This is a genomic window from Vulcaniibacterium tengchongense (genome assembly GCF_003814555.1).
Lineage (GTDB): Bacteria > Pseudomonadota > Gammaproteobacteria > Xanthomonadales > Xanthomonadaceae > Vulcaniibacterium > Vulcaniibacterium tengchongense.
In genome coordinates this window covers 441,381-465,842 of sequence record NZ_RKQN01000002.1, presented here as the reverse complement: position 1 = coordinate 465,842, position 24,462 = coordinate 441,381, and the positions used below count along the sequence as shown (strand labels likewise).

Annotated in this window: 23 protein-coding genes; 13 read left to right on the top strand and 10 right to left on the bottom strand. The window is 73.5% G+C overall.

Features of this window, described 5'->3' with window-relative positions:
- Positions 1 to 343 precede the first annotated feature (343 nt).
- Positions 344 to 1,375 carry an SDR family oxidoreductase gene (locus EDC50_RS08455; RefSeq protein ID WP_170167605.1) on the top strand — a complete coding sequence of 344 codons (1,032 nt, stop codon included), beginning with the start codon at positions 344 to 346 and terminating at the stop codon, positions 1,373 to 1,375.
- Positions 1,376 to 1,727: 352 nt separating this feature from the next.
- Here EDC50_RS08455 and EDC50_RS08450 read toward each other — a convergent pair whose 3' ends face one another.
- From EDC50_RS08450 to EDC50_RS08440, 3 genes are read right to left on the bottom strand one after another with little or no spacing between them, the layout of a single operon-like run.
- On the bottom strand, positions 1,728 to 2,519 hold the full coding sequence (locus tag EDC50_RS08450; RefSeq protein WP_123770040.1) for an alpha/beta hydrolase family protein: 792 nt from the start codon (positions 2,517 to 2,519) through the stop codon (positions 1,728 to 1,730).
- Complete coding sequence (locus EDC50_RS08445) at positions 2,494 to 3,636, bottom strand: DUF3182 family protein (RefSeq protein ID WP_158635689.1); 1,143 nt, start codon at positions 3,634 to 3,636, stop codon at positions 2,494 to 2,496. The genes EDC50_RS08450 and EDC50_RS08445 overlap by 26 nt, the downstream gene beginning before the upstream one ends.
- A gap of 38 nt (positions 3,637 to 3,674) precedes the next feature.
- Entirely contained in the window at positions 3,675 to 3,860 is a 186-nt protein-coding gene (locus EDC50_RS08440; protein WP_123770038.1) for a hypothetical protein, read from the bottom strand.
- A 179-nt stretch (positions 3,861 to 4,039) separates the two neighbouring features.
- Here EDC50_RS08440 and EDC50_RS08435 point away from each other — a divergent pair, with 179 nt between their 5' ends.
- A complete protein-coding gene (locus EDC50_RS08435) occupies positions 4,040 to 4,660 on the top strand; it encodes a ferritin-like domain-containing protein (protein ID WP_123770037.1) in 621 nt (206 codons plus the stop codon).
- A gap of 20 nt (positions 4,661 to 4,680) precedes the next feature.
- On the top strand, positions 4,681 to 5,349 hold the full coding sequence (locus EDC50_RS08430) for a DUF6766 family protein (protein ID WP_123770036.1): 669 nt from the start codon (positions 4,681 to 4,683) through the stop codon (positions 5,347 to 5,349).
- A gap of 217 nt (positions 5,350 to 5,566) precedes the next feature.
- On the opposite strand, the gene ligD is transcribed toward EDC50_RS08430, so the two are convergent.
- Positions 5,567 to 6,499, bottom strand: a complete 933-nt coding sequence (gene ligD / locus EDC50_RS08425) for a non-homologous end-joining DNA ligase (RefSeq protein ID WP_123770035.1) — start codon at positions 6,497 to 6,499, stop codon at positions 5,567 to 5,569.
- On the bottom strand, positions 6,496 to 7,398 hold the full coding sequence (ku, locus tag EDC50_RS08420) for a non-homologous end joining protein Ku (protein WP_123770034.1): 903 nt from the start codon (positions 7,396 to 7,398) through the stop codon (positions 6,496 to 6,498). Before ku ends, ligD begins: the two co-directional genes overlap by 4 nt.
- Before the next feature lie 162 nt (positions 7,399 to 7,560).
- Between ku and EDC50_RS08415 the strand changes: the two genes are divergently transcribed.
- Entirely contained in the window at positions 7,561 to 7,992 is a 432-nt protein-coding gene (locus EDC50_RS08415) for a low affinity iron permease family protein (RefSeq protein WP_123770033.1), read from the top strand.
- 116 nt (positions 7,993 to 8,108) lie between these two features.
- On the opposite strand, the gene rho is transcribed toward EDC50_RS08415, so the two are convergent.
- Positions 8,109 to 9,815 (bottom strand): transcription termination factor Rho, encoded by a 1,707-nt coding sequence (gene rho / locus EDC50_RS08410; protein WP_123770032.1) that lies wholly within the window; start codon positions 9,813 to 9,815, stop codon positions 8,109 to 8,111.
- Positions 9,816 to 10,047: 232 nt separating this feature from the next.
- Positions 10,048 to 10,377 carry a thioredoxin TrxA gene (gene trxA, locus EDC50_RS08405; RefSeq protein WP_123770031.1) on the bottom strand — a complete coding sequence of 110 codons (330 nt, stop codon included), beginning with the start codon at positions 10,375 to 10,377 and terminating at the stop codon, positions 10,048 to 10,050.
- 259 nt (positions 10,378 to 10,636) lie between these two features.
- Between trxA and rhlB the strand changes: the two genes are divergently transcribed.
- The 6 genes from rhlB (at position 10,637) to rpoH (ending at position 17,102) form a co-directional block, all read left to right on the top strand.
- On the top strand, positions 10,637 to 12,358 hold the full coding sequence (rhlB, locus tag EDC50_RS08400; RefSeq protein WP_123770030.1) for an ATP-dependent RNA helicase RhlB: 1,722 nt from the start codon (positions 10,637 to 10,639) through the stop codon (positions 12,356 to 12,358).
- A 374-nt stretch (positions 12,359 to 12,732) separates the two neighbouring features.
- Positions 12,733 to 13,425 (top strand): cell division ATP-binding protein FtsE, encoded by a 693-nt coding sequence (ftsE, locus tag EDC50_RS08395; RefSeq protein ID WP_123770029.1) that lies wholly within the window; start codon positions 12,733 to 12,735, stop codon positions 13,423 to 13,425.
- The gene (gene ftsX, locus EDC50_RS08390) at positions 13,422 to 14,354 is read left to right on the top strand and encodes a permease-like cell division protein FtsX (RefSeq protein ID WP_123770028.1); all 933 of its coding nucleotides are present in this window, start codon (positions 13,422 to 13,424) and stop codon (positions 14,352 to 14,354) included. The genes ftsE and ftsX overlap by 4 nt, the downstream gene beginning before the upstream one ends.
- On the top strand, positions 14,351 to 15,199 hold the full coding sequence (locus EDC50_RS08385) for a response regulator (RefSeq protein WP_123770027.1): 849 nt from the start codon (positions 14,351 to 14,353) through the stop codon (positions 15,197 to 15,199). Before ftsX ends, EDC50_RS08385 begins: the two co-directional genes overlap by 4 nt.
- A gap of 192 nt (positions 15,200 to 15,391) precedes the next feature.
- On the top strand, positions 15,392 to 16,111 hold the full coding sequence (ung, locus tag EDC50_RS08380; protein WP_123770026.1) for a uracil-DNA glycosylase: 720 nt from the start codon (positions 15,392 to 15,394) through the stop codon (positions 16,109 to 16,111).
- Positions 16,112 to 16,226: 115 nt separating this feature from the next.
- The gene (gene rpoH / locus EDC50_RS08375; RefSeq protein ID WP_123770025.1) at positions 16,227 to 17,102 is read left to right on the top strand and encodes an RNA polymerase sigma factor RpoH; all 876 of its coding nucleotides are present in this window, start codon (positions 16,227 to 16,229) and stop codon (positions 17,100 to 17,102) included.
- A 75-nt stretch (positions 17,103 to 17,177) separates the two neighbouring features.
- On the opposite strand, the gene EDC50_RS08370 is transcribed toward rpoH, so the two are convergent.
- The 3 genes from EDC50_RS08370 to tal form a co-directional block, all read right to left on the bottom strand.
- The gene (locus EDC50_RS08370) at positions 17,178 to 17,795 is read right to left on the bottom strand and encodes a trimeric intracellular cation channel family protein (protein ID WP_123770024.1); all 618 of its coding nucleotides are present in this window, start codon (positions 17,793 to 17,795) and stop codon (positions 17,178 to 17,180) included.
- A gap of 51 nt (positions 17,796 to 17,846) precedes the next feature.
- Positions 17,847 to 19,127 (bottom strand): NAD(P)/FAD-dependent oxidoreductase, encoded by a 1,281-nt coding sequence (locus EDC50_RS08365; protein WP_123770023.1) that lies wholly within the window; start codon positions 19,125 to 19,127, stop codon positions 17,847 to 17,849.
- A gap of 184 nt (positions 19,128 to 19,311) precedes the next feature.
- Positions 19,312 to 20,265 (bottom strand): transaldolase, encoded by a 954-nt coding sequence (gene tal / locus EDC50_RS08360; protein WP_123770418.1) that lies wholly within the window; start codon positions 20,263 to 20,265, stop codon positions 19,312 to 19,314.
- Between the two features lie 146 nt (positions 20,266 to 20,411).
- Between tal and EDC50_RS08355 the strand changes: the two genes are divergently transcribed.
- From EDC50_RS08355 to EDC50_RS08345, 3 genes are read left to right on the top strand one after another with little or no spacing between them, the layout of a single operon-like run.
- Complete coding sequence (locus tag EDC50_RS08355) at positions 20,412 to 21,173, top strand: NYN domain-containing protein (RefSeq protein WP_123770022.1); 762 nt, start codon at positions 20,412 to 20,414, stop codon at positions 21,171 to 21,173.
- A 49-nt stretch (positions 21,174 to 21,222) separates the two neighbouring features.
- The gene (locus tag EDC50_RS08350) at positions 21,223 to 21,972 is read left to right on the top strand and encodes a protein-L-isoaspartate(D-aspartate) O-methyltransferase (protein ID WP_123770021.1); all 750 of its coding nucleotides are present in this window, start codon (positions 21,223 to 21,225) and stop codon (positions 21,970 to 21,972) included.
- 22 nt (positions 21,973 to 21,994) lie between these two features.
- Positions 21,995 to 24,445, top strand: coding sequence for a spermidine synthase (locus EDC50_RS08345; RefSeq protein WP_123770020.1), 2,451 nt, complete (start codon positions 21,995 to 21,997; stop codon positions 24,443 to 24,445).
- Positions 24,446 to 24,462 lie beyond the last annotated feature (17 nt).

Below are 24,462 nucleotides of genomic sequence, written 5' to 3'. Positions count from 1 at the left end.
ACGGGCCCAATCCGTCGCCGCGCAGGCGCGTTCCATGGGCTTCGGCGAAGCCCGTCGAAAGCGCCGGCGGATGAGGCAGGCGTTGATGCGCGCCCAGGAGGCTTGCCAAGCGGCGCTGCGAGAGACCGGGAAGGCAGTAGCGACCCGATTGCGCTCGACAGTCCGTTCGTGCCTCCGGCGGAAGGTCGACGCGACGCGGCGGATCGAGCGGGCTCATCCCGCTTTCACCATGCTGAGCCGGCGCTGTTCGCCGCCGCGCGCACGGCGGTGATTGACGCGGGTTTAGCGGCCGCGATGCGAGGCTCGGGCGTCACGAATCGGACGCAACGCACGAGGAGCCGCCGTGGCCACCAAAGCCAGCAAGAACAAGACCGCATCCCGGGGCGCCGCCCGTCCCGCCCAGGGCGCCTCGCGCACCGCCCAGCGCCAGCGCGAACTCCAGCGCCAGGCCGACGAGCGCGAGAAGAAAAAGGCGCCCGCCAAGCAGGCCGCGAAGAAGAAGCCGGTGCAGGCCGGCGCGCGCGAACAGCCGGAAAACCCGATGCCGGCGCAGCACCTGCGCAAGCCGGGCAACGAGCACGAGCTGGCGCTGGCGCCGCGCTTCGAGGCCCCGGACTACCGCGGCAGCGGCAAGCTCGAGGGCATGGCCGCGCTGATCACCGGCGGCGACTCCGGTATCGGCCGCGCGGTCGCGGTGCTGTTCGCGCGTGAGGGCGCGGACGTGGCCATCGTCTACCTGGACGAGCACGAGGACGCGCGCGTCACCGCCGAGCACGTCGAGGCCGAAGGCCGGCGCTGCCTGGCCATCGCCGGCGACGTCAAGGACCCGGCGTTCTGCGCGGAGGCGGTCGCGCGCACGGTGGAGGCGTTCGGCCGCCTCGACGTGCTGGTCAACAACGCCGCGTTCCAGCAGCACGTCACCGACCTGGAGGACCTCAGCGACGAGCAGCTGCGGGAGACCCTGCTGACCAACATCGGCGGCTACTTCCACATGGCCCGGGCGGCGCTGCCGCACCTGGAGCGCGGCGCCTCGATCATCAATACCGGCTCGGAGACCGGCCTGTTCGGCAACAAGCAGCTGCTCGACTACTCGGCCACCAAGGGCGCGATCCACGCCTTCACCAAGTCGCTGGCGAGCAACCTGCTCGAACGCGGCATCCGCGTGAACGCCGTCGCCCCGGGGCCGGTGTGGACGCCGCTGAACCCGGCCGACCGCCCGCCGGAGGAGACCGCGAAGTTCGGCCAGTCCAGCGACATGGCGCGGCCGGCGCAACCGGAGGAGCTCGCCCCGGCCTACGTGTTCCTGGCCTCGCCGGTGTGCGCCAGCTACATCAACGGCATCGTGCTGCCGGTGATGGGCGGGCCGTACGGCTGAGCGCACCACGCCACGTCGTCGTTCCCGCGGCCGGGCGGCCGTCATTCCCGCGAAAGCGGAAATCCAGCGTCTTGCGCCACGTTCGATCTGCGCAACCGCCCGATCGCCCCCGCCGCATCGCCGGCCATGGGCGACGGGAGAGCGGCGTCATGCCGGCGCTTGCCGGGGTGCCGGTCGGGTCAGGCCTGCGCGAAAGACGGGATGGCGCCGCCCTTCAGCGGCCCCTCGCTTCCGCGGGGATGGCGGGCCAAGGGTGCCGCGTCCGCGAGCCGGGCAGCGCCGGCGATGGGCAACACGGACGGGGGGGCGCTTCCGGCCGAGCCGCGTCCCTCCGCGCGGAGCCGCGAAGCCCCTATCCGCCCGTATTGGCCCGCTTGCGCTCGCTCAGCCGCGACTGCGCGGCGTCCTCGCGCGCGCCGACCACCATTTCGGTCAGCCAGTTGATCAGCACCGCGGTGTAGGCCTTCTGCGCCGGCTTGTCGGTGAAGCCGTGGTCGGCGCCGCCGATCATGCGCCGGGTCAGCGAGCGGGCCCGGTGGAACGCCGCGGCGTAGTTCTCGATCACCCGGTGCGGCACGGTCTCGTCGTGCTCGGCCTCGACCAGCAGCACGTCGCCGCGGTACTCCGCGCAGGCCCGCAGCGCCAGGTTGTCCTGCCAGCGGATGCGGCTGCGGCGGTAGGCGCGCAGATCCTGCGCCTTGTGCAGCTGGCGCTTGGGCAGTTCCCAGCCCTCGTCCCGGTACAGCGCCGGCGAGCGCAGGGCGAGCCAGCGTACCGGCCGCTGCGCGCTCAGCAGCGCGGCCAGGTAGCCGCCGTAGCTGATGCCGACCACCGCGATCGACCGCGCATCGACCTGCGGTTGCGCCGCGAGCCAGTCGTAGGCGGCGGTGAGGTCGGCGAGGTTCTGCGGCCGGGTGATGCGCTCGCGCGCCTGCGCGGTGCGCTCGTGGCCGCGCAGGTCGAAGGTCAGGCAGACGCAGCCCAGGCCCGCGGCCTCGCGCGCGCGCGCCAGGTCGTGTTCCTGGCTGCCGCCCCAGCCGTGCACGAACAGCACGCCGGGCATCTCGGTGGCGGGCGCGAGCACGGTGCCGCAGATGCGTTCGTCCTCGACCGCCAGTTCAATCGTCTCGAGTCGGATCTCCATCGGTGTCCACGATCGCGTACTTGGTCAGCGGCCCCGCTGTCGCGTCGATGCCGCGGAACGACACCGCCGCCCGCGCCGGCGGCTCGATCAGTTGCGGGATCTCGTGGCAGCGCGCGCGGACCCAACGGCGATGCGGCGCGTCGCGCAGGGCCTCCAGCGCGAGCAGCTCGGCCGGGGTGGCGCCGCCGACGCGCCAGGACTGCTCGAGCACGCCGCAGCGCGGCGCGCCGTCCGGGGTGCGGCCGAAAGCGACGTCGTAGTTGCGCCGCGAAGCGAACACGGCCGGGTAGGCGCGTTGCAGCGCGGCGTCGTAGCGCAGCGCCAGCTCGACCGCGCGCCGGCGCTCGTCCGGCAGCGGCAGGTCCGCGTCGAGCAGGTCGTGCAGCTCGCCGCGCACGCACAGCAGCGTGGAGCCGCCGTAGACGGTGCGCCCGTCCGCCCCGGGCGCCTGACGCTGCGTGCCGCAATAGGCGATGCGCAGCTCGCCCACCGCCACCCGGCCGACGCTGTAGGTCAGCACCTCGTCCAGGTCCTGCTCGAGCACCACGCCGTAGCGCTGCAGCAGCGACGGCCCCAGTTCGGCCAATGCGGCGTCGAGTGCGTCGGCCGACGCGATCCGGCGCTGGCCGTGCCCGCCGAGTCCGCCGCCGGGCTTGAAGCGCACGCGGTGGCCGGCGGCGGCCAGCCGCGCGCAGGCGCGGCGCGCGTCGGCCGGCGAGAACGCGGCGTAGCCGGTCAACGTGGCGCCCGCGAGCGCCGCGGCCGCCCGCGGCGCCCAGCCCGGCGGCACCGCCTCGGCGTCCTCGAGCAGCCGGTGGCCGACGGTCTTGGCGGCTACGAACGCATGCGGCACCACGCCGCCGAACAGCTGGCGCTCGGCGAAGATGCCCAGCCGCTGCGCTTCGGTCCAGGTCAGGGTGGCGTCCGGCACGAAGTACGGCGGCACGTCGTAGCGCGCCCCGGCCGCGTGCGCGCCGGCGTAGTCGTAGCCGAGCAGCGCGGCCAGGCGCCGGGCGATCCAGCGCAACGTGGCGGCCTCGTGCGAATCCGGCGGCCGCGCCAGCGTCTGCAATTCCACGACCAGGCCGCGCGCGTCCGTCGCACGCCCGTGCGCCACGGCGTTGCCTCCCCGGACCGTGCGCCCGGCCTGCGCCGTCACTCCGGGGCCTTGGCCGGGACGAACGGCGAGACCGGGTCGCTGGCGGGGAAGGTTTCCTCCAGCGCCTCGTCCTGGTTCTCGTCTTCGTGCTGCTTGCGGCGCTCGCGCTCGCGGTCGCTCTCGCGCGGCGCCTCGCGGTCGCGCCGGTCGATCGGCGGATCTTTGCGGTCTTGCGTCGACATGAGGCCTCCATGACGGCTGCGCACGCATGCGGCGTTCACGACGACGATACCCGCGCGCCGCGATAAGAGCGCGTGATGCCGGCGCTGCGCGTCCTTCACCGTTGCGGAACTAGGCTTCGGGGAAGGTCGGCCGTGCGCGGCCGCGCCGCGTCACGACGTATCCACGAAGGAGAATGCATATGGCCCGCAAGTCCCACGATCCCGCGCAGGTGCAGGAGCTGCTCTACCAGGCGCTCGAAACCGAGCTCGGCGGAATCCGCGTCTACGAGACGGCGATCGAATGCGCCGTGAACCAGGACCTGCGCGAGGAGTGGCAGGAATACCTGGAGGAGACCCGCCGCCATCGCGACATCCTGCTGGGCGTGTTCGACGAACTCGGCCTGGACCCGGCGCGGAAGACGCCCGGGCGCGAGGTGGTCGCGCACCTGGGCGAGTCGCTGGTCGAGGCGATGCGGATGGCGCGCGAAGCCGGCGATCCGGCCGCGGCGGAGCTGGTCGCCAGCGAATGCGTGGTCCTGGCCGAGACCAAGGACCACCAGAACTGGAGCCTGATCGGCCGCCTGGCCGAGCATCTCGGCGGCGCCGAGGGCAAGACCCTGCTCGCCGCGTACGAGGAGGTCGTGCCCGACGAGAACCACCACCTCTACCACACCGCCGGCTGGAGCCGCGAACTGTGGCTGCAGTCGCTCGGCGTGCCCGCGGTGCTGCCGCCGCCCGAGGAGGTCAAGCACGCGGACACCGTGGTGGACGCGATCCGCGCCCAGCAGCAGCGCGAGTCGCTGCTGAAGAAGCGCCACTGAGCGGCGGCGCGGAGGCCAGGATGGAGGGTGAGAGCGTGTCCGAGGCGCCGGGCTTCGTGCGCCGCAACGGGCTGTCGCTGGTGCTGCTGGCGCTGTTCCTGGCCAGCTTCGCCGGCCAGGCGATCAGCGGCCGCATGGTGCTCAACCGCGAGCGCCTGGCCGAGGGCGAGCCGCCGGTCGGCTGGCTGCAGTATTTCGGCGAGGGCCAGTTCGTCTCGGCCACGTTCGAGAACTGGGAGAGCGAATTCCTGCAGATGGGCGTCTACGTGCTGCTGACGGTCTGGCTGCGGCAGTGGGGTTCGGCGGAGTCGCGGCCGTTCGGCAAGGAGCCGCCGCCGGAGATCGAGCCGGGGCCGACGCCCTGGCCGGTGAAAGTCGGCGGCTGGGTGCGCAAGCTCTACGAGAACTCGCTGTCCATCGCGCTGCTCGGCCTGTTCGCCTGCGCCTTCGTGGGCCACTGGCTGGGCAGCTGGGAGCAGAACGCCGAGGAGATGCGCCGCAACGGCGAGGCGGTGCCGAGCCATCTCGCCTATCTGGCTGACCCGCAGTTCTGGTTCGAGTCGTTCCAGAACTGGCAGAGCGAATTCCTCGCGGTGTTCGCGCTGGTGATGCTCTCGATCGTGCTGCGCCAGCACGACTCGCCGCAATCCAAGCCGGTGGAGGCGCCGCACAGCCAGACCGGTGCCTGAAGCTCCGCGCCGCGCCGTGTGGATGGATGTGCGCGGGCGCGTCCTGCGCGGGTGCGGGATGCGCGGCGCGTTCCCCGGGCCTGCGCCCGCGAGGCGGCGCGAAGCCGAGCCGGTGCGCGGCGCGGGCAGGCAAGGGCCCGCCGGTCCAGCGCGGCGAGGCACGACTCTGCCGCCGCGCGCGCGGCCGCTTCGGGCGGAGTACGCCGCGGCGCGGCGCTCAGGACAGGGTCGGCAGCGTCTGCCGCGTGCGCGCGAACCCGGCCCAGGGGTCGCGCCGCAGGCCGCGCGCGCGGCGCAGCGCGCGGCGCAGGTCGTAGGCGGCGGCACCCGACGTGCGCGCCAGTTCCTCCCAGCGCAGCGGCATCGCCACCGGCGCGCCCGGGCGCGCGCGCAGCGACCAGCTGGCGACGCTTGTGGCGCCGCGGGTGTTGCGCAGCCAGTCGACGAAGATCCGCCCGGCGCGTTCGGCCTTGCTCGCGCTGGCGAGATAGCGCTCCGGCGCCTGCTCGGCCAGGCGCCCGGCGAAGGCCTCGCTGAACGCCTTGACCTCGGTCCAGCTCGGGCCGGGCCGGAGCGGCACCACCACGTGCAGGCCCTTGCCGCCGGACAGGCGCAGCCAGCTGCGCAGGCCGAGCCCGGCCAGCGCGTCGCGCACCTCGCGCGCGGCGTCCCGCACCTGGTCCCAGGGCACGCCTTCGCCGGGATCGAGGTCGAACACCACCCGGTCGGGTTGCTCCGGGGCATCGTGGCGCGCGGCCCAGACGTGGAACTCGATCGCGTTCATCTGCACCAGCGCGAGCACGCCGTCGATGTCGCGCACGTAGAAGTAGTCGTCGCGGCCGCGCTTCTCCCGCAACTCGACCGCGTGCACGTGCGGCCCGAAGGCGTCGGCGTGATGCTTCTGGAAGAAGCAATCGCCCTCGACGCCGTCCGGGCAGCGCAGCAGCGACAGCGGCCGCTCGATCAGCTCCGGCAACAGCCAGCGCGCGATCTGCCGGTAGTAGGCGGCGACCTCGCCCTTGGTCACGCCGAGCTCCGGGTAGACCACCCGCTCGGCGCTGGTCAGGCGGCGCGCGCCGGGGCGCCCCGGCCGCACCGCATCGGCGGCGCCGGAACGCGCTGCGTCGGGGGCCGTGGCGGTGGTTCTCATGAGGCGCTGCTGCTGCGGCTGCCGCGCTTCTTGGCCGGGCCCTTGCGCGCGGCGCGTTTCGCCGGCGGCCGCGCCGGTGTCTTCGCCGCCGGCTTGGCGCCCTTCTTCTCCAGGCTGCGCTTGAGCAGCTCACCGAAGTCGATGACGTTGGTCGCCGCGTTCTCCGGCAGGCCCTCCTCCTCGGCGGCCGGCGTGCGCACGGTCTGCTTGCCGCGGATCCGCTTCTCGATCACCTTCTGCAGGCGCTCGCGGAAATCGTCCTGGTAGGCGTCCGGCTTCCACTCCGAGCTCATCGACTCGATCAGCTGCTGGGCCATCTCCAGTTCGCGCGCGCTGATCTTCCACTTGTCCAGCTTGCCCTCGGGCAGCTTGTACTCCTCGGGATCGACCAGTTCCTGGGCGAAGCGCAGGATCACCAGCTGCAGCGCGTCGCCGCGCGGCATCACCGCCGCCAGGTACTCGCGGGTGCGGATCACCACCCGTCCGATGCCGACCTTCCGGGTGCGCTTGAGCACCTCGCGCAGCAGCACGTAGCCCTTCTCCGCCTTCTTGCCGGGCTCGAGCACGTACGGCTTCTCGTAGAACTCCGGGCCGATCGCGTCGGCGTCGACGAAGGTGTCGATGTCGACCGTCTCCTTGTGGTCCGGCGAGGCGGCCTGGATGTCGCCCTCTTCCAGCACGACGTAGCTGCCCTTGTCGTACTCGAAGGCCTTGACGATCTCCTTCCACGGCACTTCCTCGCCGGTCTCGGCGTTGACGCGCTCGTAACGGATCGGCGCGTTGTTGCGGCTGTCGAGCATGCGGAAGTGCAGGTCGACCCGGCGTTCGCCGGTCATCAGCTTGATCGGGATGTTGAGCAGACCGAACGACAACGTTCCGGTCCAGATCGGGCGCGCCATGGCGGCTCTCGAGAAAACCTCGGAATTGCCCTCGAATGTCGTCCCGGCGGCGTCGTCGGTCGGTGAAAAAAGCGCCGTTAATGCCGCGTTCGGGCGGCCGTCACCGCTGCTGCACGTACGCCGGGGTATTCGTCGGCTCAATCGATCCGCCGCGAGAGCGTCATGAAAGGCTTCACCAAACTGGCCAAGGAAGCGTCGCGTTTCACCGGGCAGCCGCTGTGCTTCGGCCTCGCCGTGGGCGTCGTCCTGGCGTGGCTGGTCTCCGGGCCGCTGTTCGGCTTCAGCGACACCTGGCAGCTGATCATCAACACCGGCACCACCATCGTCACCTTTCTGATGGTGTTCCTGATCCAGAACACCCAGAACCGCGACACCGAGGCGATGCACATCAAGCTCGACGAGCTGATCCGCGCGACCAAGGCCGCGCACAACGCCCTGCTCGACCTGGAGGAGATGGACGAGGAGGCGCTGCAGCGGATCCGCAAGCAGTACGAGGAGATCGCGCGGCGCGCGCGGGCGCGCGAGAGCGGCGGCGGGCCGGGCGCGCACGCGCAGGGCCAACGCGAAGCGCCCGACGACCACGCGCCGCGCTGAGCCGCGCGCCGGCCAGGGGCATCGGGACGGCCCGGCGTGCGGTGCGCGCCATGCCGGATCCGGCCGCTTCCCGCGCGGCCGGCCCGGGCGCGCGCCGCGCCGCGCGCGGGCGGCGCTCAGCGCTTCATCGAGCTGAAGAACTCGTCGTTCGACTTGGTGTTCTTCATCTTGTCCAGCAGGAACTCCATCGCCGCGATCTCGTCCATGCCGTGCAGCAGCTTGCGCAGGATCCAGATCTTCTGCAGCAGCTCCGGCTCGATCAGCAGGTCCTCGCGGCGGGTGCCCGAGCGGTTGATGTTGATCGCCGGGTACACGCGCTTCTCGGCGATCGAGCGGCTCAGGTGCACCTCGGAGTTGCCGGTGCCCTTGAACTCCTCGTAGATCACCTCGTCCATCTTGCTGCCGGTGTCGATCAGCGCGGTGGCGATGATGGTCAGCGAGCCGCCTTCCTCGACGTTGCGCGCGGCGCCGAAGAAGCGCTTCGGGCGGTGCAGGGCGTTGGCGTCGACGCCGCCGGTCAGCACCTTGCCCGAGCTCGGCACCACGTTGTTGTAGGCGCGGGCCAGGCGGGTGATCGAGTCGAGCAGGATCACCACGTCCTTCTTGTGCTCGACCAGGCGCTTGGCGCGCTCGATCACCATCTCGGCCACCTGCACGTGGCGCGCGGCCGGCTCGTCGAAGGTCGAGCTGATGACCTCGCCGCGCACGGTGCGCTGCATCTCGGTCACTTCCTCCGGGCGCTCGTCGATCAGCAGCACGATCAGGTGCACGTCCGGATGGTTGGTGGTGATCGCGGTCGCCACCTGCTGCATCATCATGGTCTTGCCGGCCTTCGGCGGCGAGACGATCAGCGCGCGCTGGCCCTTGCCCTGCGGCGCCATCAGGTCGAGGATGCGGCCGGTGATGTCCTCGGTCGAGCCGTCGCCGCGCTCCAGGCGGAAGCGCTTGCGCGGGAACAGCGGGGTCAGGTTCTCGAACAGGACCTTGTTCTTGCTCGCCTCCAGCGGCTCGCCGTTGATCGTATCGACGATCGACAGGGCGAAGTAGCGCTCGCCGTCCTTGGGCCAGCGGATGCGCCCGGACAGGTGGTCGCCGGTGCGCAGGTTGAAGCGGCGGATCTGGCTGGGGCTGATGTAGACGTCGTCCGGGCCGGCGAGGTAGCTGGCCTCGGCGCTGCGCAGGAAGCCGTAGCCGTCCGGCAGGATCTCGAGCACGCCGTCGGCGGCCACGCCCTCGCCGTGCCGGGTCAGCACCTTCAGCACCGCGAAGATCACGTCCTGCTTGCGCGCGCGGGCGACGCCGTCGTGGATCTGCAGCTGCTCGGCGATCTCCAGCAGCTTCGGCGTCGGCATGCGCTTGAGGTCGCCCAGCGAGTACTGCGGGAAGCCCTCCGGCACCTGCGGGTGCGGGCGCGGCACGAAGCCCTCGCCGTTGCCGCCTTCGTCCTGCGCCCCGCCCTCGCGGTCGCGGAAGCGCTCGCGGTTGCGCTCGCGGCGGTTGCGGAAGCGGTCGCGGCGATTGCGGCCGCCGCCTTCGTAGTTGTTGTCGCGGCCTTCACGCGCGGCCGGGGCGTTGCCGTTGTCGCCGGAAGCGTTCTCGGCCGCCGCGGGCGCCGGGCCGGCAGCGGATTCGGCGCGCGCCTCGGGCGCCGGCGGCGACGCCTCGGGAGCGCGCGGCGCGGGCGCCGCGGCTTCGGCGGGGGCCGGGGCGCTCACCGGCAGTTCGGCCTGGAGGGCGGGAGCGGCCGTTTCGGCCTTGCTGACGCGCGTCTTGCGCACGCGCTTCTCGGCGGTATCGCCAGCGTCGGGGGTGGTATCGGACAAGCGGGGTTTCCTCGCTAAGCGGCGAGCGCTCGCAGACGGCGAGCGGGGACTGTTCGGGAACGAAAGGTTCGGGAGTGGGGTGCGGCGCCGGAAAGGGACGGCCGGCCGCCGGGTAGGACGAAACTAGCACCGCGCAGGCGCCGCGGCAAGCCTCGCGCGGGCCGCCGTTCATGCGCCGGAGGCGGCGCCGGCGGGGGGCGGCCTGCGTCGGCGGGCGCAGGCCGCGGGGACTTCAGTTCAGCGCGCTCTCGATCATCTTGCCGATCTGCGCCTTGCCGACCGCGCCGATCTGGGTGGCCTGGACCTGGCCGTTCTTGAACAGCAGCAGCATCGGGATCGAACGCACGTGGTACTTCATCGCGGTGGCGCGGCTGTGGTCGACGTTGACCTTCACGATCTTGGCCTTGCCGTCGTAGGCCTCGGCGAGCTCGTCCAGGGCCGGGGCGATCATCTTGCACGGGCCGCACCATTCGGCCCAGAAATCGACCAGCACGGGCTCGGACGACTGCAGTACGGCGCTGTCGAAATCGGCATCGCCGACGTGCAAAATTTTCTCGCTCACGGGGTTCTCCTGCGGAATCAAACGGATGGCCGGGCGGCACGCCCGCGGCGGGCGCGGGCGTGCCGGTTTGCCGAATTCGGGGCATGGCCGGGGCGTTACGGTAAACTGGGGCGTTTCCGGACGGCCTCAAGGCCGCCGCGACGCCCGAATCCGAGAGCTGGCGCCCGCCGGAACCGGCCCCGGCAGTCTGCGATGCGGACGCCACCCACGCAAGCGCACGGCGCCGACTCAGCGTTCCGCGCGCACAGCCAAGCAGCCAATGAGCGACAAACCCCTAACCGACGTTTCCTTCTCCTCCTTCGACCTGCATCCGAGCCTGCTCGCCGGGCTCGAGGCCGCCGGCTTCACCCGCTGCACGCCGATCCAGGCGCTGACCCTGCCGATCGCGCTGACCGGCCGCGACGTCGCCGGCCAGGCGCAGACCGGCACCGGCAAGACCCTGGCGTTCCTGATCGCGGTGATGAACCGCCTGCTCACGCGCCCGGCGCTGGCCGAGCGCCAGCCGGAGGACCCGCGCGCGCTGATCCTGGCGCCGACCCGCGAACTGGCGATCCAGATCCACAAGGACGCGGTGAAGTTCGGCGCCGACCTCGGCCTCAAGTTCGCCCTGGTCTACGGCGGCGTCGACTACGACAAGCAGCGTGCCCAGCTGCAGGCCGGCGCCGACATCATCATCGCCACGCCCGGCCGCCTGATCGACTACGTCAAGCAGCACAAGGTGGTCAGCCTGCACGCCTGCGAGATCTGCGTGCTCGACGAAGCCGACCGCATGTTCGACCTCGGCTTCATCAAGGACATCCGTTTCCTGCTGCGGCGCATGCCGATCCGCACCGAGCGGCAGACACTGCTGTTCTCGGCCACCCTCAGCCACCGCGTGCTGGAGTTGGCCTACGAGCACATGAACGAGCCGGAGAAGCTGGTCGTCGAGGCCGAGACCGTGACCGCCGCGCGCGTGCGCCAGCGGGTCTACTTCCCGTCCGACGACGAGAAGATCCCGCTGCTGCTGGGCCTGCTCTCGCGCAGCGAGGGCGCGCGCACGATGGTGTTCGTCAACACCAAGGCCTTCGTCGAGCGCGTCGCGCGTGCGCTGGAGAAGGCCGGCTACCGCGTGGGCGTGCTGTCCGGCGACGTGCCGCAGAAGAAGCGCGAGTCGCTGCTGAACAAGTTCCAGAAGGGCCAGCTGGAGATCCTGGTCGCCACCGACGTCGCCGCGCGCGGCCTGCACATCGACGGCGTCAGCCACGTCTACAACTTCGACCTGCCGTTCGACGCCGAGGACTACGTCCACCGCATCGGCCGCACCGCGCGGCTGGGCGCCGAGGGCGACGCGATCAGCTTCGCCTGTGAGCGCTACGCGATGAGCCTGCCGGACATCGAGGCCTACATCGAGCAGAAGATCCCGGTGGCCGCGGTCGAGCCGGAATTGCTGGTGCCGCTGCCGCGCGCGCCGCGCGCGCAACCCGCCGGCGAAGGCGAGGAGGCCGAGAGCATCGGCGCGATCTTCAAGGAAGCGCGCGAGCAGCGCGCCGCCGACGAGGAACGCCGCGGCGGCGGTGCCGGCAAGCGCCGCCGCCGCAGCGGCGGCGAACGCGAACGCGGCGAGCGCCGCGACGGCGAGCGTCCGGCACGGCCGGCGCGCGCCGAGGGCGAGGCGCGGCCGCCGCGCGCGGAGCGGGCGCCTCGCGGCGAGAGCGCGGTGCCGGCGCCCGAGTCGCCGTCGCCCGCAGGCGAGGGCGAGGGCGAACGCAAGCGCCGGCGCCGGCGCCGCCGCGGCGGGCGCCGCGGCGAGGCGGGCGAGGGCGGCGCCAACCCGGCCGCGGCGGCGCCGCAGCCGTCGGCCGCGCGCGAGCCGAAGCCGCAGGCCAAGCCCGCGGCCAAGCCGGCCGCGCAGCCCGCGCCGACGGATCGGCCCGGCCTGCTCAAGCGCCTCGGCCGCAAGCTGAAGTCGCTGGTGACCCGCGCCCCGCGTTCGCAGCACTGAGCGCCGCCGGCGGCAAGAGCGCGGGAACAAGCGCCGGGAGGACCGGCGCGCGGACGCGACGCTCGTTTCTTTCGGCGTGCGGGCGGTGAAATGGACGACCCGCTGCGCCGGGACGGCAACGCGCAACGTCGGCGGACGCCGGCCTCGCCCGGACCAGCGAGAAGTCCGGGCCACGGCCGTCGTCCGGCGGGGGCGGCACCGCCGGATCCGCGCTTTGCGCGGGGACGCCGGCCGTCGTCCGGACCTTCGCTGACGCACGCGCTGGGAAAGAACGGCTGGGCTCGGCATCCGGCGCCGGCCGCCCGCGGCGCAGTCCGCCATTGCCGCTGCAATCGCCGCCTTGCCATACTTCGGCATCCGCCCCGAGTGCCGCCATGCCGACGCCCGTCCTGCGCTTCGACCACGTCAGCAAACGCTACGGCGACGGCCGCGAGGCGTTGAGCGAGGTCAGCTTCGAGGTCGCGGCCGGCGAGATGCTGTTCGTCACCGGCCATTCCGGGGCCGGCAAGAGCACCCTGCTCCGGCTGATCCACCTCGCCGAGCGCCCCAGCCGCGGCGCGGTGCTGTTCGGCGAGAAGAATCTGCTCAAGGTGCGCGGCCGCCGCATCGCGCTGCATCGGCGCGAGATCGGCGTGGTCTACCAGGACCATCGCCTGCTCGCCGACCGCAGCGTCGCCGACAACGTGGCCCTGCCGCTGATCCTGCGCGGCCTGCGCCGCGGCGAGATCGGCAAGCGCGTGCGCAGCGTGCTGGACAGGGTGGGGTTGGGCGCGCGCGCGAACGCGCTGCCGGCGCAGCTGTCGGCCGGCGAGCAGCAGCGCGTCGGCATCGCCCGCGCGATCGTCGCCGAGCCGCGGCTGCTGCTCGCCGACGAGCCCACCGGCAACCTCGACCCCACGCTGTCGGCGGAGATCATGGCGCTGTTCGAATCGCTGCCCGGGCGCGGCACCAGCGTGCTGGTCGCCAGTCACGACCTGGCGCTGGTCAAGCGCATGAAGAAGCGCGTGCTGGTGCTCAACCAGGGGCGGCTGGTCGACGACATCGCGCCGGAGGACTTGGCCGAATGAGCGCCGAAGCGAAGTCGCAGTCGCGCCTGGCGATGTGGCTGGACCACCACGCCTACAGCCTGGTCGCCAGCCTCGGCCGGTTGCTGCGCAAGCCATGGGCGAGCCTGCTCACGGTCGGGGTGATGGCGGTGGCGATCGCGCTGCCGCTGGGGCTGTGGGCGGCGCTGTCCAACGTCGAACGTCTCGCCGGCACGGTGCAGCAGTCGCGCCAGGTCGGCGTGTTCCTCAAGCCGGAGATCGCGCCCGGGCGCGCCCGCGCGCTCGCCGACGAACTGCGCGGCCGCGCCGACGTGGCCGCGGTCGAGTTGCGCACGCCGGAGCAGGGCCTGGCCGAGCTGCGCCAGGCCGGCGGCTTCGGCGAGGCGCTGGACGCGGTCGGCGAGAACCCGCTGCCGAGCCTGCTGCGGGTGACGCCGCGCGGCGACGAGGCCCTGCTCGCCGAATCGCTGAAGGCCCTGCCCGAGGCCGATCTGGTGCAGCACGACGCCGCCTGGCGCCGGCGCCTGGATACCTGGCTGCGCTTCGGCGGCCGCCTCGCCTGGGTACTGGCGGCGCTGCTCGGCCTGGGCGCGTTGCTGGTGGTCGGCAACACCGTGCGCCTGGACATCCAGGCGCGCCGCGAGGAGATCGGGGTGCTGCAGCTGCTCGGCGCCAGCGACGGCTTCATCCGCCGGCCGTTCCTCTATCTGGGCGCCTGCTACGGGCTGCTTGCCGGCGCGCTCGCGCTGGCCCTGCTGAGCGCGGCCGAGCTGGCCCTGCGCGAACCGCTGGCCGAACTGGCGCGCAGCTACGGCAGCCGCTTCGCCCTGCAAGGCTTCGCGCCGCTGCAGGCCGGCGCGGTGGTGCTGGCCGCGGGCCTGCTCGGCTGGCTCGGCGCCGGCCTGGTCGCCGGCCATTTCCTGCGCCAGAGCCGGGCGGACGCGCGATGAGCGCGGACGCGCGCGAGCTCCGCCACCTGCACAGCGCCGCGCCGCGGATCATGGTCGTGGACGGTTCCAGGCTGGTGCGCAAGTTGATCGGCGACGTGCTCGCGCGCGAGCTGCCGGAGGCGCGGGTGGTGCCCTGCGGCGGCGTGGCCGAGGCGCGCGCGGCACTGGCCGAGGGCGCGGTCGACCTGGTCACCACCGCGTTGGTGCTGCCCGACGGCGACGGCATCGCCCTCGCCCGCGCGGTGCGCGAAGCGGCCGGCCAGGCCTACGTGCCGGTGGTCGTGGTCTCCGGCGACGCCCAGGCGCACCTGGAGGCGCGCCGCTTCACCGAGGACGTGACCGACTATTTCGACAAGGCGCTCGGCCACCACGCGCTGGCCGCGTTCGTGCGCGGCTACGTGCAGCCGCAGCCGATCCCCGGTGCGCGCGTGCTCTACGTCGAGGACAGCAAGGTCGTGGCGCTGGCGACCAAGCGCATGCTCGAGCGCCACGGCCTGAGCGTGCTGCACTTCATCGGCGTCGAGGAAGCGCTCGATTACCTGGAGACGCACCGCGGCCGGGACGACCCCGGCGCCGACCTGGTGCTCACCGACGTCTACCTGAAGGGCGCGCTGGACGGCAACGACCTGCTCGCCCGGCTGCGCGGCGACTTCGGCTACGGCAAGCGCCGCCTGCCGGTGCTGGTGATGACCGGCGACGCCAATCCCGACAACCAGAGCGCGCTGCTGCGCGCCGGCGCCAACGACCTGGTGCTCAAGCCGATCGAGGAACGGCTGCTGGTGACCAAGGCGCTGTTCCAGCTGCGCCTGGCGCGCCAGCCGGAGCAGCGCGCGTTCGACGCCTGACCGGCACGTCGCCGCGCGGCCGGCCGCGCGGTTCCGCGCACGGTCGGGCGAGGAGCGGCGTGGCGCGGATGCGGCGCCTGGCCGGGCGCCGCCGGGCCTCTCGCGGCGCGTGCGCCGGCCCTGGCGCGGGCGGACAGCCCGCCGGCTTTCCGCAACAATGGGGCTTTCCGCAGCTTCTCCGTTTCCGAGCGCATGAACGACGCCGCCACCGCCGACCGCATCCGCCTCGAGCCGTCGTGGAAGGCGCGCGTCGGCGACTACCTGCTGCGCCCGGAGATGCGGGCGCTGTCGGCGTTCCTGCGCGAGCGCAAGGCGGCCGGCGCGCGCATCTTCCCGCCCGGGCCGCAGATCTTCGCCGCGCTGGACGCCACGCCGTTCGACCGGGTCAAGGTGGTGATCCTCGGCCAGGACCCGTACCACGGCTTCGGCCAGGCGCACGGGCTGTGCTTCTCGGTGCAGCCCGGCACCGCGGTGCCGCCGTCGCTGGAGAACATCTTCAAGGAGCTGGAGCGCGACCTCGGCCTCCCGCGGCCGGACCACGGCTGCCTGCAGCACTGGGCCGAGCAGGGCGTGCTGCTGCTCAACGCTGTGCTGACCGTCGAGGAGGGGCGCGCCGGCGCGCACCAGGGCAAGGGCTGGGAGGGCTTCACCGACCGCATCGTCGAGGTCCTGGACCGCGAGCGCGAGGGCCTGGTGTTCATGCTCTGGGGCAGCTACGCCCAGGCCAAGGGCAAGGTCATCGACCCCCGGCGGCACAAGGTGCTCAAGGCCCCGCACCCCTCGCCGCTGTCCGCTTACCGCGGCTTCATCGGCTGCGGCCACTTCTCGGCCGCCAACGAGTACCTGGTCCGCCGCGGCCAGGCCCCGATCGACTGGTCGTTGCCGCCGCGGGCGCGGTTGACCGGCCATTAACAGCCGATTTGGCATCATTCGGCTTCCCCGTCCCGTAGATCGTTCCGTCCGCGGAACGCTCCGGAACTTTTCCCGCCTTTAGCAGTCACAGGAAGCGACTGCTAAGATGCCCGCCATGACCCAGAACAGCCTGTCTACCGCTCTCGTCGCCAACAACCTGCCGGTGCCGAGCGCGCTCGGCTCGCTGGACGCCTACATCAGCGCGGTGCACCGCATCCCGGTGCTCAGCGCCGAGGAGGAGCAGCGCCTGGCGCGCCGCTACCGCGACCACAACGATCTCGACGCCGCCCGCGAGCTGGTGCATTCGCACCTGCGCTTCGTCGTCCACGTCGCCCGCGGCTACAACGGCTACGGCCTGCCGATGGGCGACCTGATCCAGGAGGGCAACATCGGCCTGATGAAGGCCGTCAAGCGCTTCGATCCGGACCAGGGCGTGCGCCTGGTCAGCTTCGCGGTGCACTGGATCCGCGCCGAGATGCACGAGTTCATCCTGCGCAACTGGCGCATCGTCAAGGTCGCCACCACCAAGGCGCAGCGCAAGCTGTTCTTCAACCTGCGCAAGAGCAAGCAGCGCCTGGGCTGGATGAACGCCGAGGAAGTCAGCGCGGTGGCCCGCGACCTGAACGTGTCCGAGCGCGAGGTGCTGGAGATGGAGTCGCGCCTGTCCGGCCGCGACATCGGCTTCGACGCCCCGGACGAGGACGACGACGGCGCGCCGCCGTCGCCGGTCGCCTACCTGCGCGCCGACGGCGAGGACCCGTCGCAGGCCTACGAGCGCGAGAACGAAGAGGAGAACCAGCTCGAGGTGCTGCGCGAGGGCCTGGAGAAGCTCGACGCGCGCTCGCGCGACATCGTCCGCCGCCGCTGGCTCGACGGCGAGGGCAAGGTGACCCTGCAGGAGCTGGCCGACGAGTACGGCGTCTCCGCCGAGCGCATCCGCCAGATCGAGGCCAACGCGCTGAAGAAGATGCGCGCGCTGTTCGTGGCCTGATCGCGGGTCGAAGAACCCCTCGCGCAGACGGCCCGGCATCGCCGGGCCGTTTCGTTTTCGCGGCCGGTGGGCCGGCTATGGCCCGGGCGGCCGCGCCACCGGCAACTGCCAGCCGTGGCGGATCGCCATGAAACGCAGGCCGAAACAGGCCGCGGCGCCGGCGGCGAGCGGCCACGGATCCGGCACGCCGGCCAGGCGCCCCAGCGCGACCAGTCCGCCGCCGGCCAGCGCGGCGACCGCATACAGCTCCGCCTGCAGCACGACCGGCGTGCGCGCCACCAGCAGGTCGCGGGCGATGCCGCCGCCGATGCCGCTGAGCATGCCCAGCAGCGTCGCGCTGAGCGGGCCGAGGCCGTAGTCGAGCGCCTTGCCGGTGCCGGACGCGGCGAACAGCGCCAGCCCGGCGGCGTCGAGGATCTGCACCGGATTGCGCAGCCGCTCCACCAGCGCATGCCAGCGGAAGCCGGCGAGGCCGGCCGCGCAGGCGACGACCAGGTAGCGCGCGTGGGTCAGCGCCGCCGGCGGCGTCGCCCCGATCAGCACGTCGCGCACGATGCCGCCGGACACTGCGGCGGCGCAGGCCAGCACCAGCACGCCGAACAGGTCCAGGCGGTGGCGCACCGCGAGCATGGCGCCGCTGAGGGCGAACACGAAGGTGCCGAGCAGGTCGAGCAGCAGCAGGAACGTCGCCATGGCCGGGCGGTCGGGTCGGGCCGCGTAGCATCGCAACGGGCCGCCGCGCTGTCACCGGTCGTCGCGCGGCGCCTCCGCATCGGCGCCGCCGAGGATGATCCGCGCGTGGCGCTGGTAGCTCCAGTACGCCCAGGCCCAGTTGACCAGCACGATGATCCGGTTGCGGAAGCCGATCAGGAAGAACACGTGCGCGGCCAGCCAGAACCACCAGGCGAGCGCGCCGGACAGCTTGAGGCCGTGCAGGTCGACCACCGCGGCCATGCGGCCGATCGTGGCGAGGTTGCCGTAGTCGCGGTAGCGGAACGCCGGCGCCGTGCGGCCGGCGAGGCGGGCGCGGATCGCGCGGGCGACGTGCGCGCCCATCTGCTTGGCCGCGGGGGCGACGCCGGGCACCGGCTTGCCGTCCTGCTGCACGCTGGCCAGGTCGCCGGCGACGAAGATCTCCGGATGGTGCGGGACGCTCAGGTCGGGCGCGACCCGGACGCGGCCGGCGCGGTCGCGTTCGGCCTCCAGCAGCGCGCCCAGCGGCGAAGCGGCGACGCCGGCCGCCCACAGCACGGTGCGCGCCGCTTCGAAGGCCTCGCCCAGGCGGTAGCCGTGCGCGTCGATCGCGGTGACCGGCGTGCCGGTCACGACCTCGACGCCGAGCCTTTCCAGCTGCCACCGCGCCTTGCGCGACAGCGATTCGGGAAACGAGGCGAGCACGCGCGGGCCGGCCTCGATCAGGCGCACCCGGGCCTGGGCCGGATCGATGTTGCGGAACTCGCGCCGCAGGGTGTGGCGGGCGATCTCGGCCAGGGTGCCGGCGAGTTCGACGCCGGTGGGGCCGCCGCCGACCACGGCGAAGTTGAGCCAGGCGGCGCGTTCGTCCGGGTCGTCGCAGGCCTCGGCGCGCTCGAACGCGAGCAGCAGGCGGCGGCGGATCGCCAGCGCGTCGTCGAGCGTCTTCAGCCCCGGCGCGTCGCCGGCCCACTCGTCGTGGCCGAAGTAGGCGTGGGTCGCGCCGCTGGCGAGCAGCAGGTAGTCGTAGCGCAGCGCCTCGCCGTCGGCGAGCGTCGCCGTGCGCGCCCCCGGGTCGAGGCCGACCACCTCGCCCAGCCGCACTTCGACGTTGCGCTGCTTGCGCAGGATGTGCCGCAGCGGCGCGGCGATGTCCGGCGCCGACAGGCCGGCGGTGGCGACCTGGTAAAGCAGCGGCTGGAACAGGTGGTGGTTGCGGCGGTCGACCAGGGTGACGCGCACCGGGGCGTCGGCCAGCGCGCGCGTGGCCCACAGGCCGGCGAAGCCGCCGCCGACGATCACGACGTGCGGGCGGGCGTCCGGCTCGGTCATGGCGATGCCTGCGGTGCGTGCGCCGGGGCGGCACAAGCCGGCGGCCCGCCCGGCGTGCGGTTCGACCGGGCGCCGGGCCGGCGTGCGCTCGCGAAAGCGCGCGGATCCGCCGGGAGGGCGGCGCAGGTCCCGGCCGGGGCCGGAACGGCGAAGGGGCGTGCGCGGCGTCGACCCGGCACGGCGGTCAGGACTGCAGCCGCTGCGCCAGCATCGCCTCGAGCTTGACCTGGTCGGCGGCGAAGCGGCGGATGCCGTCGGCGAGCTTGTCGTTCGCCATCGCGTCCTCGTTGTGCTGCCAGCGGAACGCGGCCTCCGTCAGCGCCGCCGGCGGCGCGGCGCGCTCGCCGTCGTCGACCAGCGCGCGCGGCACCTCGCCCGGCGCCGCGGCCAGTTCCGCCAGCAGCTCGGGCGAGATCGTCAGCCGGTCGCAGCCGGCCAGCGCCAGCACCTGGCCGGTGTTGCGGAAGCTCGCGCCCATCACCACCGTCCGGTAGCCGTGGCGCTTGTAGTAGCGCCAGATGCGGGTGACCGACTGCACGCCCGGGTCGTCCTGCGGCGCGGCCGGCTTGGCCATGCCGTTGGCCAGGTGCCAGTCGAGGATGCGGCCGACGAACGGCGAGATCAGGAACACGCCGGCCTCGGCGCAGGCCACCGCCTGGGCGAACGAGAACAGCAGGGTGAGGTTGCAGTGGATGCCCTCGCGCTCCAGCCGCTCGGCGGCGCGGATGCCTTCCCAGGTCGAGGCGATCTTGATCAGCAGGCGGTCGCGGCCGATGCCGGCGTCCTCGTACAGGCCGACCAGCTTGCGCGCCTGCGCCAGGGTCGCCTCGGTGTCGAAGCTCAGCCGCGCGTCGACCTCGGTGGACACGCGGCCGGGGATCAGCTTGAGGATCTCGCCGCCGATCGCCACCGCCAGGCGGTCGCCGGCGTCGGCGGCGCGCGCCTGCAGGTCGCCGCCGCGGGCCTGGGCCAGCGCGGCGTCGATCAGCGGCGCATAGGCCGGCAGCGCCGCGGCCTTGAGCAGCAGCGACGGGTTGGTGGTGGCGTCGAGCGGGCGGAAGCGGGCGATGGCGTCGATGTCGCCGGTGTCGGCGACCACGGCCGACAGGGCGCGGAGTTGTTCGAGCTGGCTGGTCATCGGTTCGGTGGCGCGGTTCATGGGGCCATTGTCGCCGGTTTTGCCGGCGCTTGCTCGCGGACGGGAGCCGGGGCCGCCCGGGCCGCGAACGGCGCGCACGCCCGCTGCGCTACCCTCGCCGGCAATTCCCGAGGAGCCGCGCCGCCATGCCCGAGCCCGAACGCCGCATCGCCCTGCTGATCGACGCCGACAACGCGCCCGCGGCGAAGATCGACGTGATCCTGGCCGAGGTCGCGCGCCACGGCGCGGCGAACGTGCGGCGGGCCTACGGCAACTGGAAGAGCCCGCACCTGAAGGGCTGGGAGGCGGTGCTGCACGAATACGCGATCCGCCCGATCCAGCAGTTCGCCTATTCCAGCGGCAAGAACGCCTCCGACATGGCGATGGTGATCGACGCAATGGACCTGCTGTACGCGCGCAACCTCGATGCGTTCGCGATCGTCTCCAGCGACGCCGACTTCACCCCGCTGGTGATGCGCCTGCTCACCGACGGGCTGAAGGTGTACGGCTTCGGCGAGCGCAAGACGCCGGCGCCGTTCGTCAACGCCTGCTCGCAGTTCATCTACCTGGAAGCGCTGGGCGCCGCGCACGCGGACGCGGAGCCCGGCACCGCGCCGGCGCGGCCGAGGAACGCGAAGGAACTGCGCGGCGACAAGCGCCTGGTGCAGATGCTGCGGCGCGCGGTGGATTCCGCGGCCGGCGACGACGGCTGGGCCAACCTCGGCCTGGTCGGGCACCAGATCGGCAACCAGGCCTCGTTCGACCCGCGCAACTACGGCTACCGCAAGCTCAGCGACCTGATCGAGGCGAGCGAGCTGTTCGAGCTGCGGCGCGACAACCAGATCGTCTGGATCCGCGAGCGGCCGAAGCGGCGCGCGGGAAAGGCGGCGCAGGCCGCGCCGGCCTGACCGGGTCGCTTCGACGGGCGCCTCACGCCGGCCCGCCTAGGCTCGCGCCATGCGGAGCGCTGGCGCCATCGCCGGGGTCGCGCGCGGCGTCGTGCTGGGATGGGCCCTGGGCGGCGCGTGCGCCTGGGCGCAGCCCCCGGCTGCCGCCGGGGACCCGTACGCGCAGCCGCGCCGCGCGCTGCTCGCCGAACTGCGCCGGCAAGCGCGCGATGGCGCCGGCGAGGCGCGCATCGACCCGGCCGCGCTCGAACTGCTCGCGCGCGTGCCGCGCCACGCCTACGTGCCGGCGGCGCAGCGCGCCCACGCCTACGCCAACCGGCCGCTGGCGATCGGCTACGGCCAGACCATCTCGCAGCCCTATATCGTCGCGCTGATGACCTCGCTGGCGCAGCCGAAGCCGGGGCAGAAGATCCTCGAGGTCGGCACCGGCTCGGGCTACCAGGCCGCGGTGCTGGCCGAGTCCGGCGCGCGGGTGTACACGATCGAGATCGTCGCGCCGCTGGCCGCGCAGGCGCGGCAGCGGCTGCGCCGCTACCGCAACGTCGAGACCCGGATGGGCGACGGCTACTACGGCTGGCAGGAGGCGGCGCCGTTCGACGCGATCGTGGTCACCGCGGCCGCGTCGTCGATCCCGCCGCCGTTGCTGGCGCAGCTCAAGCCCGGCGGGCGCATGGTGATCCCGGTCGGCAGCAGCTTCCACGCCCAGACGCTGATGCGGGTGAGCAAGGACGCGGCCGGGCGCGTGCGCACGCGGCAGGTGCTGCCGGTGCGCTTCGTGCCGCTGACCGGCGGGCGCTAGCGGCGGCCCGGGGATGGCGGCGATGGCGCGCACCGGGACGCCGGCCGCCGGGTTCCGCCTCGGCCTCGCGGTGGCGCTGGTGTCGGCCGCGGCGCTGGCCTACCAGCTGCTGCTGATGCGCTGGCTGGCGATCGCGCACTGGCATCCGTTCGCGGCGATGATCATCAGCCTGGCCCTGCTCGGCCATGGCGCCAGCGGCACCTGGCTGTGCCTGTGGCTGCGGGCGCGGCCGCCGCAGTGGCTGCAGGCGCGCTTCGAGGCCGCGTTCGCGACCTGCGCGCTGGCGTTCGCGGGCAGCGCGGCGCTCGCGGTCGCGCTCGCGCGGGCGATTCCGTTCAACGGCCTGGAACTGGCGTGGGACGCGCGCCAGCTGGCGTGGCTGAGCGCGCTGTACCTGCTGCTGGCGGTGCCGTTCTTCTTCGCCGCGGCGTGCTTCGGCCTCGCCTTCGCCCGCCACGGCGGGCGCATCCCGCGGCTGTACGGCGCCGACCTGCTCGGCGCCGGCCTGGGCGCGGCGGCGGCGCTGGCGCTGGCGGCGCTGCCGCTGCAGCACGGGCTGCGGCTGGCGGCGTTGTGCGGGCCGTGCGCGGCGGCGCTGGTCGCGCGCGGCGCGCCGCGGGCGTTCGCGGTCGCGCTCGCCGCGGCCTTGCTGGCGCTGCCGGGGCGGGCGCTGGCGCCGGTGCCGAACGAGTTCAAGAGCCTGAGCAAGGCCCTGCTGCTGCCCGGTGCGCGGGTGCTCGCCGAGCGTTACGGGCCGTACGGCTGGCTGGCGGTGCTGGACAGCCCGCGGGTGCCGCTGCGCCATGCGCCGGGCTTGAGCCTGGACCACGCCGGGGAATTGCCGCCGCAGCTCGGCCTGTACGTCGACGGCGACGGCCCGGACGCGATCGTGCGCGACGACGGCGCCCGCCGGCAGCCCTGGTTGGGCGCGACCACCGCGGCGTTGCCGTACGCGGTGCGTGCGCCGCGGCGGGTGCTGGTGCTCGGCGCCGGCGGTGGCATGGAGGTGCTGCGGGCGCTGGCGCTGGGTGCGCGCGCGGTGGACGCGGTCGAGCTCGATGCGCGCAAGCTGGACCTGGTGCGGCGCGACTACGCGCGCTACGCCGGCGGCCTCTACCGCGACCGGCGCGTGCGCAGCTTCGTCGCCGAGCCGCGCGCCTTCGTGCGCGCCGCCCGCGCACGCTACGACCTGATCGTGCTCGCCGGCGCCGATTCCTTCGCCGCGTCCGGCGCCGGCGCGCTGGCAGCGTCGGAACAGTACGCGCTCACGGTCGAGGCGTTGCGCGACTACCGCGCGCGGCTCGCGCCGCGCGGATGGCTGGCGGTCACCCGCTGGAGCAAGCAGCCGCCGCGCGACGAGCTGAAGCTGTTCGCCGGCCTGGTCGCCGCGTTGCGCGCCGACGGCGTCGCCGCGCCGGGGCGGCAGCTGGCGGCGATCCGCAACTGGGACGCGAGCACCTGGTTGCTGGCGAACGCGCCGTTCGACGCCGGCGAGCGCGCCGCGCTGCGTCGTTTCGCCCAGGCGCGCGGCTTCGACCCGGTGCACGTGCCGGGCTGGCGCGCCGGCCCCGGCGAGCGCCTGCACGCGCTGGACCCGCCGACGCTGTACCAGGGCGTGGCCGCGCTGCTGTCGCCGCGCGCGGACGCGTTCGTGCGCGACTACAAGTTCGCGATCGCGCCGGCCACCGACGACCGCCCGTACTTCGGCCACTTCTTCCGCTGGCGCAGCCTGCCCGAGCTGTGGCGGCTGCGCGCGGAAGGCGGCGCGGTGCTGCTGGACTCGGGCTACCTGCTGCTGCTCGCCGCGCTGCTGCAGGCCGCGCCGCTGGCGCTGCTGCTGGTGCTGCTGCCGTTGCGCGCGCTGCCTTCGCCCACGGACGCGGCCCTGCCGCGCGCCCGCGCCGGACTGTACTTCCTCGCGCTCGGCGCGGGCTTCATGCTGATCGAGATCGCGACGCTGTCGCGCCTGACCCTGCTGGTCGGGCATCCGCTGCTCGCCGCCGGACTCGGCCTGGCCGCGTTCCTGCTGTGCGCGGGCCTCGGCAGCCTGGAGGCGCAGCGCGGCGCCGCCGGCGCTGCGGACGCGGCGTTGGCGGCGCGGGCGCGGCGCGCGGTGGCGGCGATCGGCCTCGGCCTGGCCTGGCAGTTCGCCGTGTTCGCGCTCGCCTCGCATGCCGGCGCGGCGTGGCCGCTGTGGGCGCGCGCGCTGTGCGGGCTGGCCGGGATCGCGCCGCTGGCGTTCGCGATGGGCCGGCCGTTCCCGCTCGGGCTGGCGCGGCTGGCGCGGCGCGCGCCGGCGTTCGTGCCCTGGGCCTGGGGACTGAACGGCTGCGCCTCGGTGCTGGCGGCGATCGCCGCGCTGCTGCTGGCGATGGCGTTCGGCCTGCGCGCGACGCTGCTGGTCGCGCTGGCGCTGTATCTGCTCGCGGCGTGGGCGTGGCGCGCGGAGCGGACGCCGGCGCGGGCCGGGTGATCCGGCGTGCGTTCACG

Excerpts from the sequence above, each read along its gene's own strand:
- tal (WP_123770418.1), bottom strand. The coding sequence starts at position 20,265 with ATGACCAGCCAGCTCGAACAACTCCGCGCCCTGTCGGCCGTGGTCGCC.
- EDC50_RS08415 (WP_123770033.1), top strand. The coding sequence starts at position 7,561 with ATGAAAGGCTTCACCAAACTGGCCAAGGAAGCGTCGCGTTTCACCGGG.
- EDC50_RS08365 (WP_123770023.1), bottom strand. The coding sequence starts at position 19,127 with ATGACCGAGCCGGACGCCCGCCCGCACGTCGTGATCGTCGGCGGCGGC.
- ku (WP_123770034.1), bottom strand. The coding sequence starts at position 7,398 with ATGGCGCGCCCGATCTGGACCGGAACGTTGTCGTTCGGTCTGCTCAAC.
- ftsX (WP_123770028.1), top strand. The coding sequence starts at position 13,422 with ATGAGCGCCGAAGCGAAGTCGCAGTCGCGCCTGGCGATGTGGCTGGAC.
- rpoH (WP_123770025.1), top strand. The coding sequence starts at position 16,227 with ATGACCCAGAACAGCCTGTCTACCGCTCTCGTCGCCAACAACCTGCCG.
- EDC50_RS08385 (WP_123770027.1), top strand. The coding sequence starts at position 14,351 with ATGAGCGCGGACGCGCGCGAGCTCCGCCACCTGCACAGCGCCGCGCCG.
- EDC50_RS08350 (WP_123770021.1), top strand. The coding sequence starts at position 21,223 with ATGCGGAGCGCTGGCGCCATCGCCGGGGTCGCGCGCGGCGTCGTGCTG.
- ftsE (WP_123770029.1), top strand. The coding sequence starts at position 12,733 with ATGCCGACGCCCGTCCTGCGCTTCGACCACGTCAGCAAACGCTACGGC.
- EDC50_RS08440 (WP_123770038.1), bottom strand. The coding sequence starts at position 3,860 with ATGTCGACGCAAGACCGCAAAGATCCGCCGATCGACCGGCGCGACCGC.
- EDC50_RS08370 (WP_123770024.1), bottom strand. The coding sequence starts at position 17,795 with ATGGCGACGTTCCTGCTGCTGCTCGACCTGCTCGGCACCTTCGTGTTC.
- EDC50_RS08435 (WP_123770037.1), top strand. The coding sequence starts at position 4,040 with ATGGCCCGCAAGTCCCACGATCCCGCGCAGGTGCAGGAGCTGCTCTAC.
- EDC50_RS08450 (WP_123770040.1), bottom strand. The coding sequence starts at position 2,519 with ATGGAGATCCGACTCGAGACGATTGAACTGGCGGTCGAGGACGAACGC.
- EDC50_RS08355 (WP_123770022.1), top strand. The coding sequence starts at position 20,412 with ATGCCCGAGCCCGAACGCCGCATCGCCCTGCTGATCGACGCCGACAAC.
- rhlB (WP_123770030.1), top strand. The coding sequence starts at position 10,637 with ATGAGCGACAAACCCCTAACCGACGTTTCCTTCTCCTCCTTCGACCTG.
- ung (WP_123770026.1), top strand. The coding sequence starts at position 15,392 with ATGAACGACGCCGCCACCGCCGACCGCATCCGCCTCGAGCCGTCGTGG.
- ligD (WP_123770035.1), bottom strand. The coding sequence starts at position 6,499 with ATGAGAACCACCGCCACGGCCCCCGACGCAGCGCGTTCCGGCGCCGCC.
- EDC50_RS08345 (WP_123770020.1), top strand. The coding sequence starts at position 21,995 with ATGGCGCGCACCGGGACGCCGGCCGCCGGGTTCCGCCTCGGCCTCGCG.
- EDC50_RS08430 (WP_123770036.1), top strand. The coding sequence starts at position 4,681 with ATGGAGGGTGAGAGCGTGTCCGAGGCGCCGGGCTTCGTGCGCCGCAAC.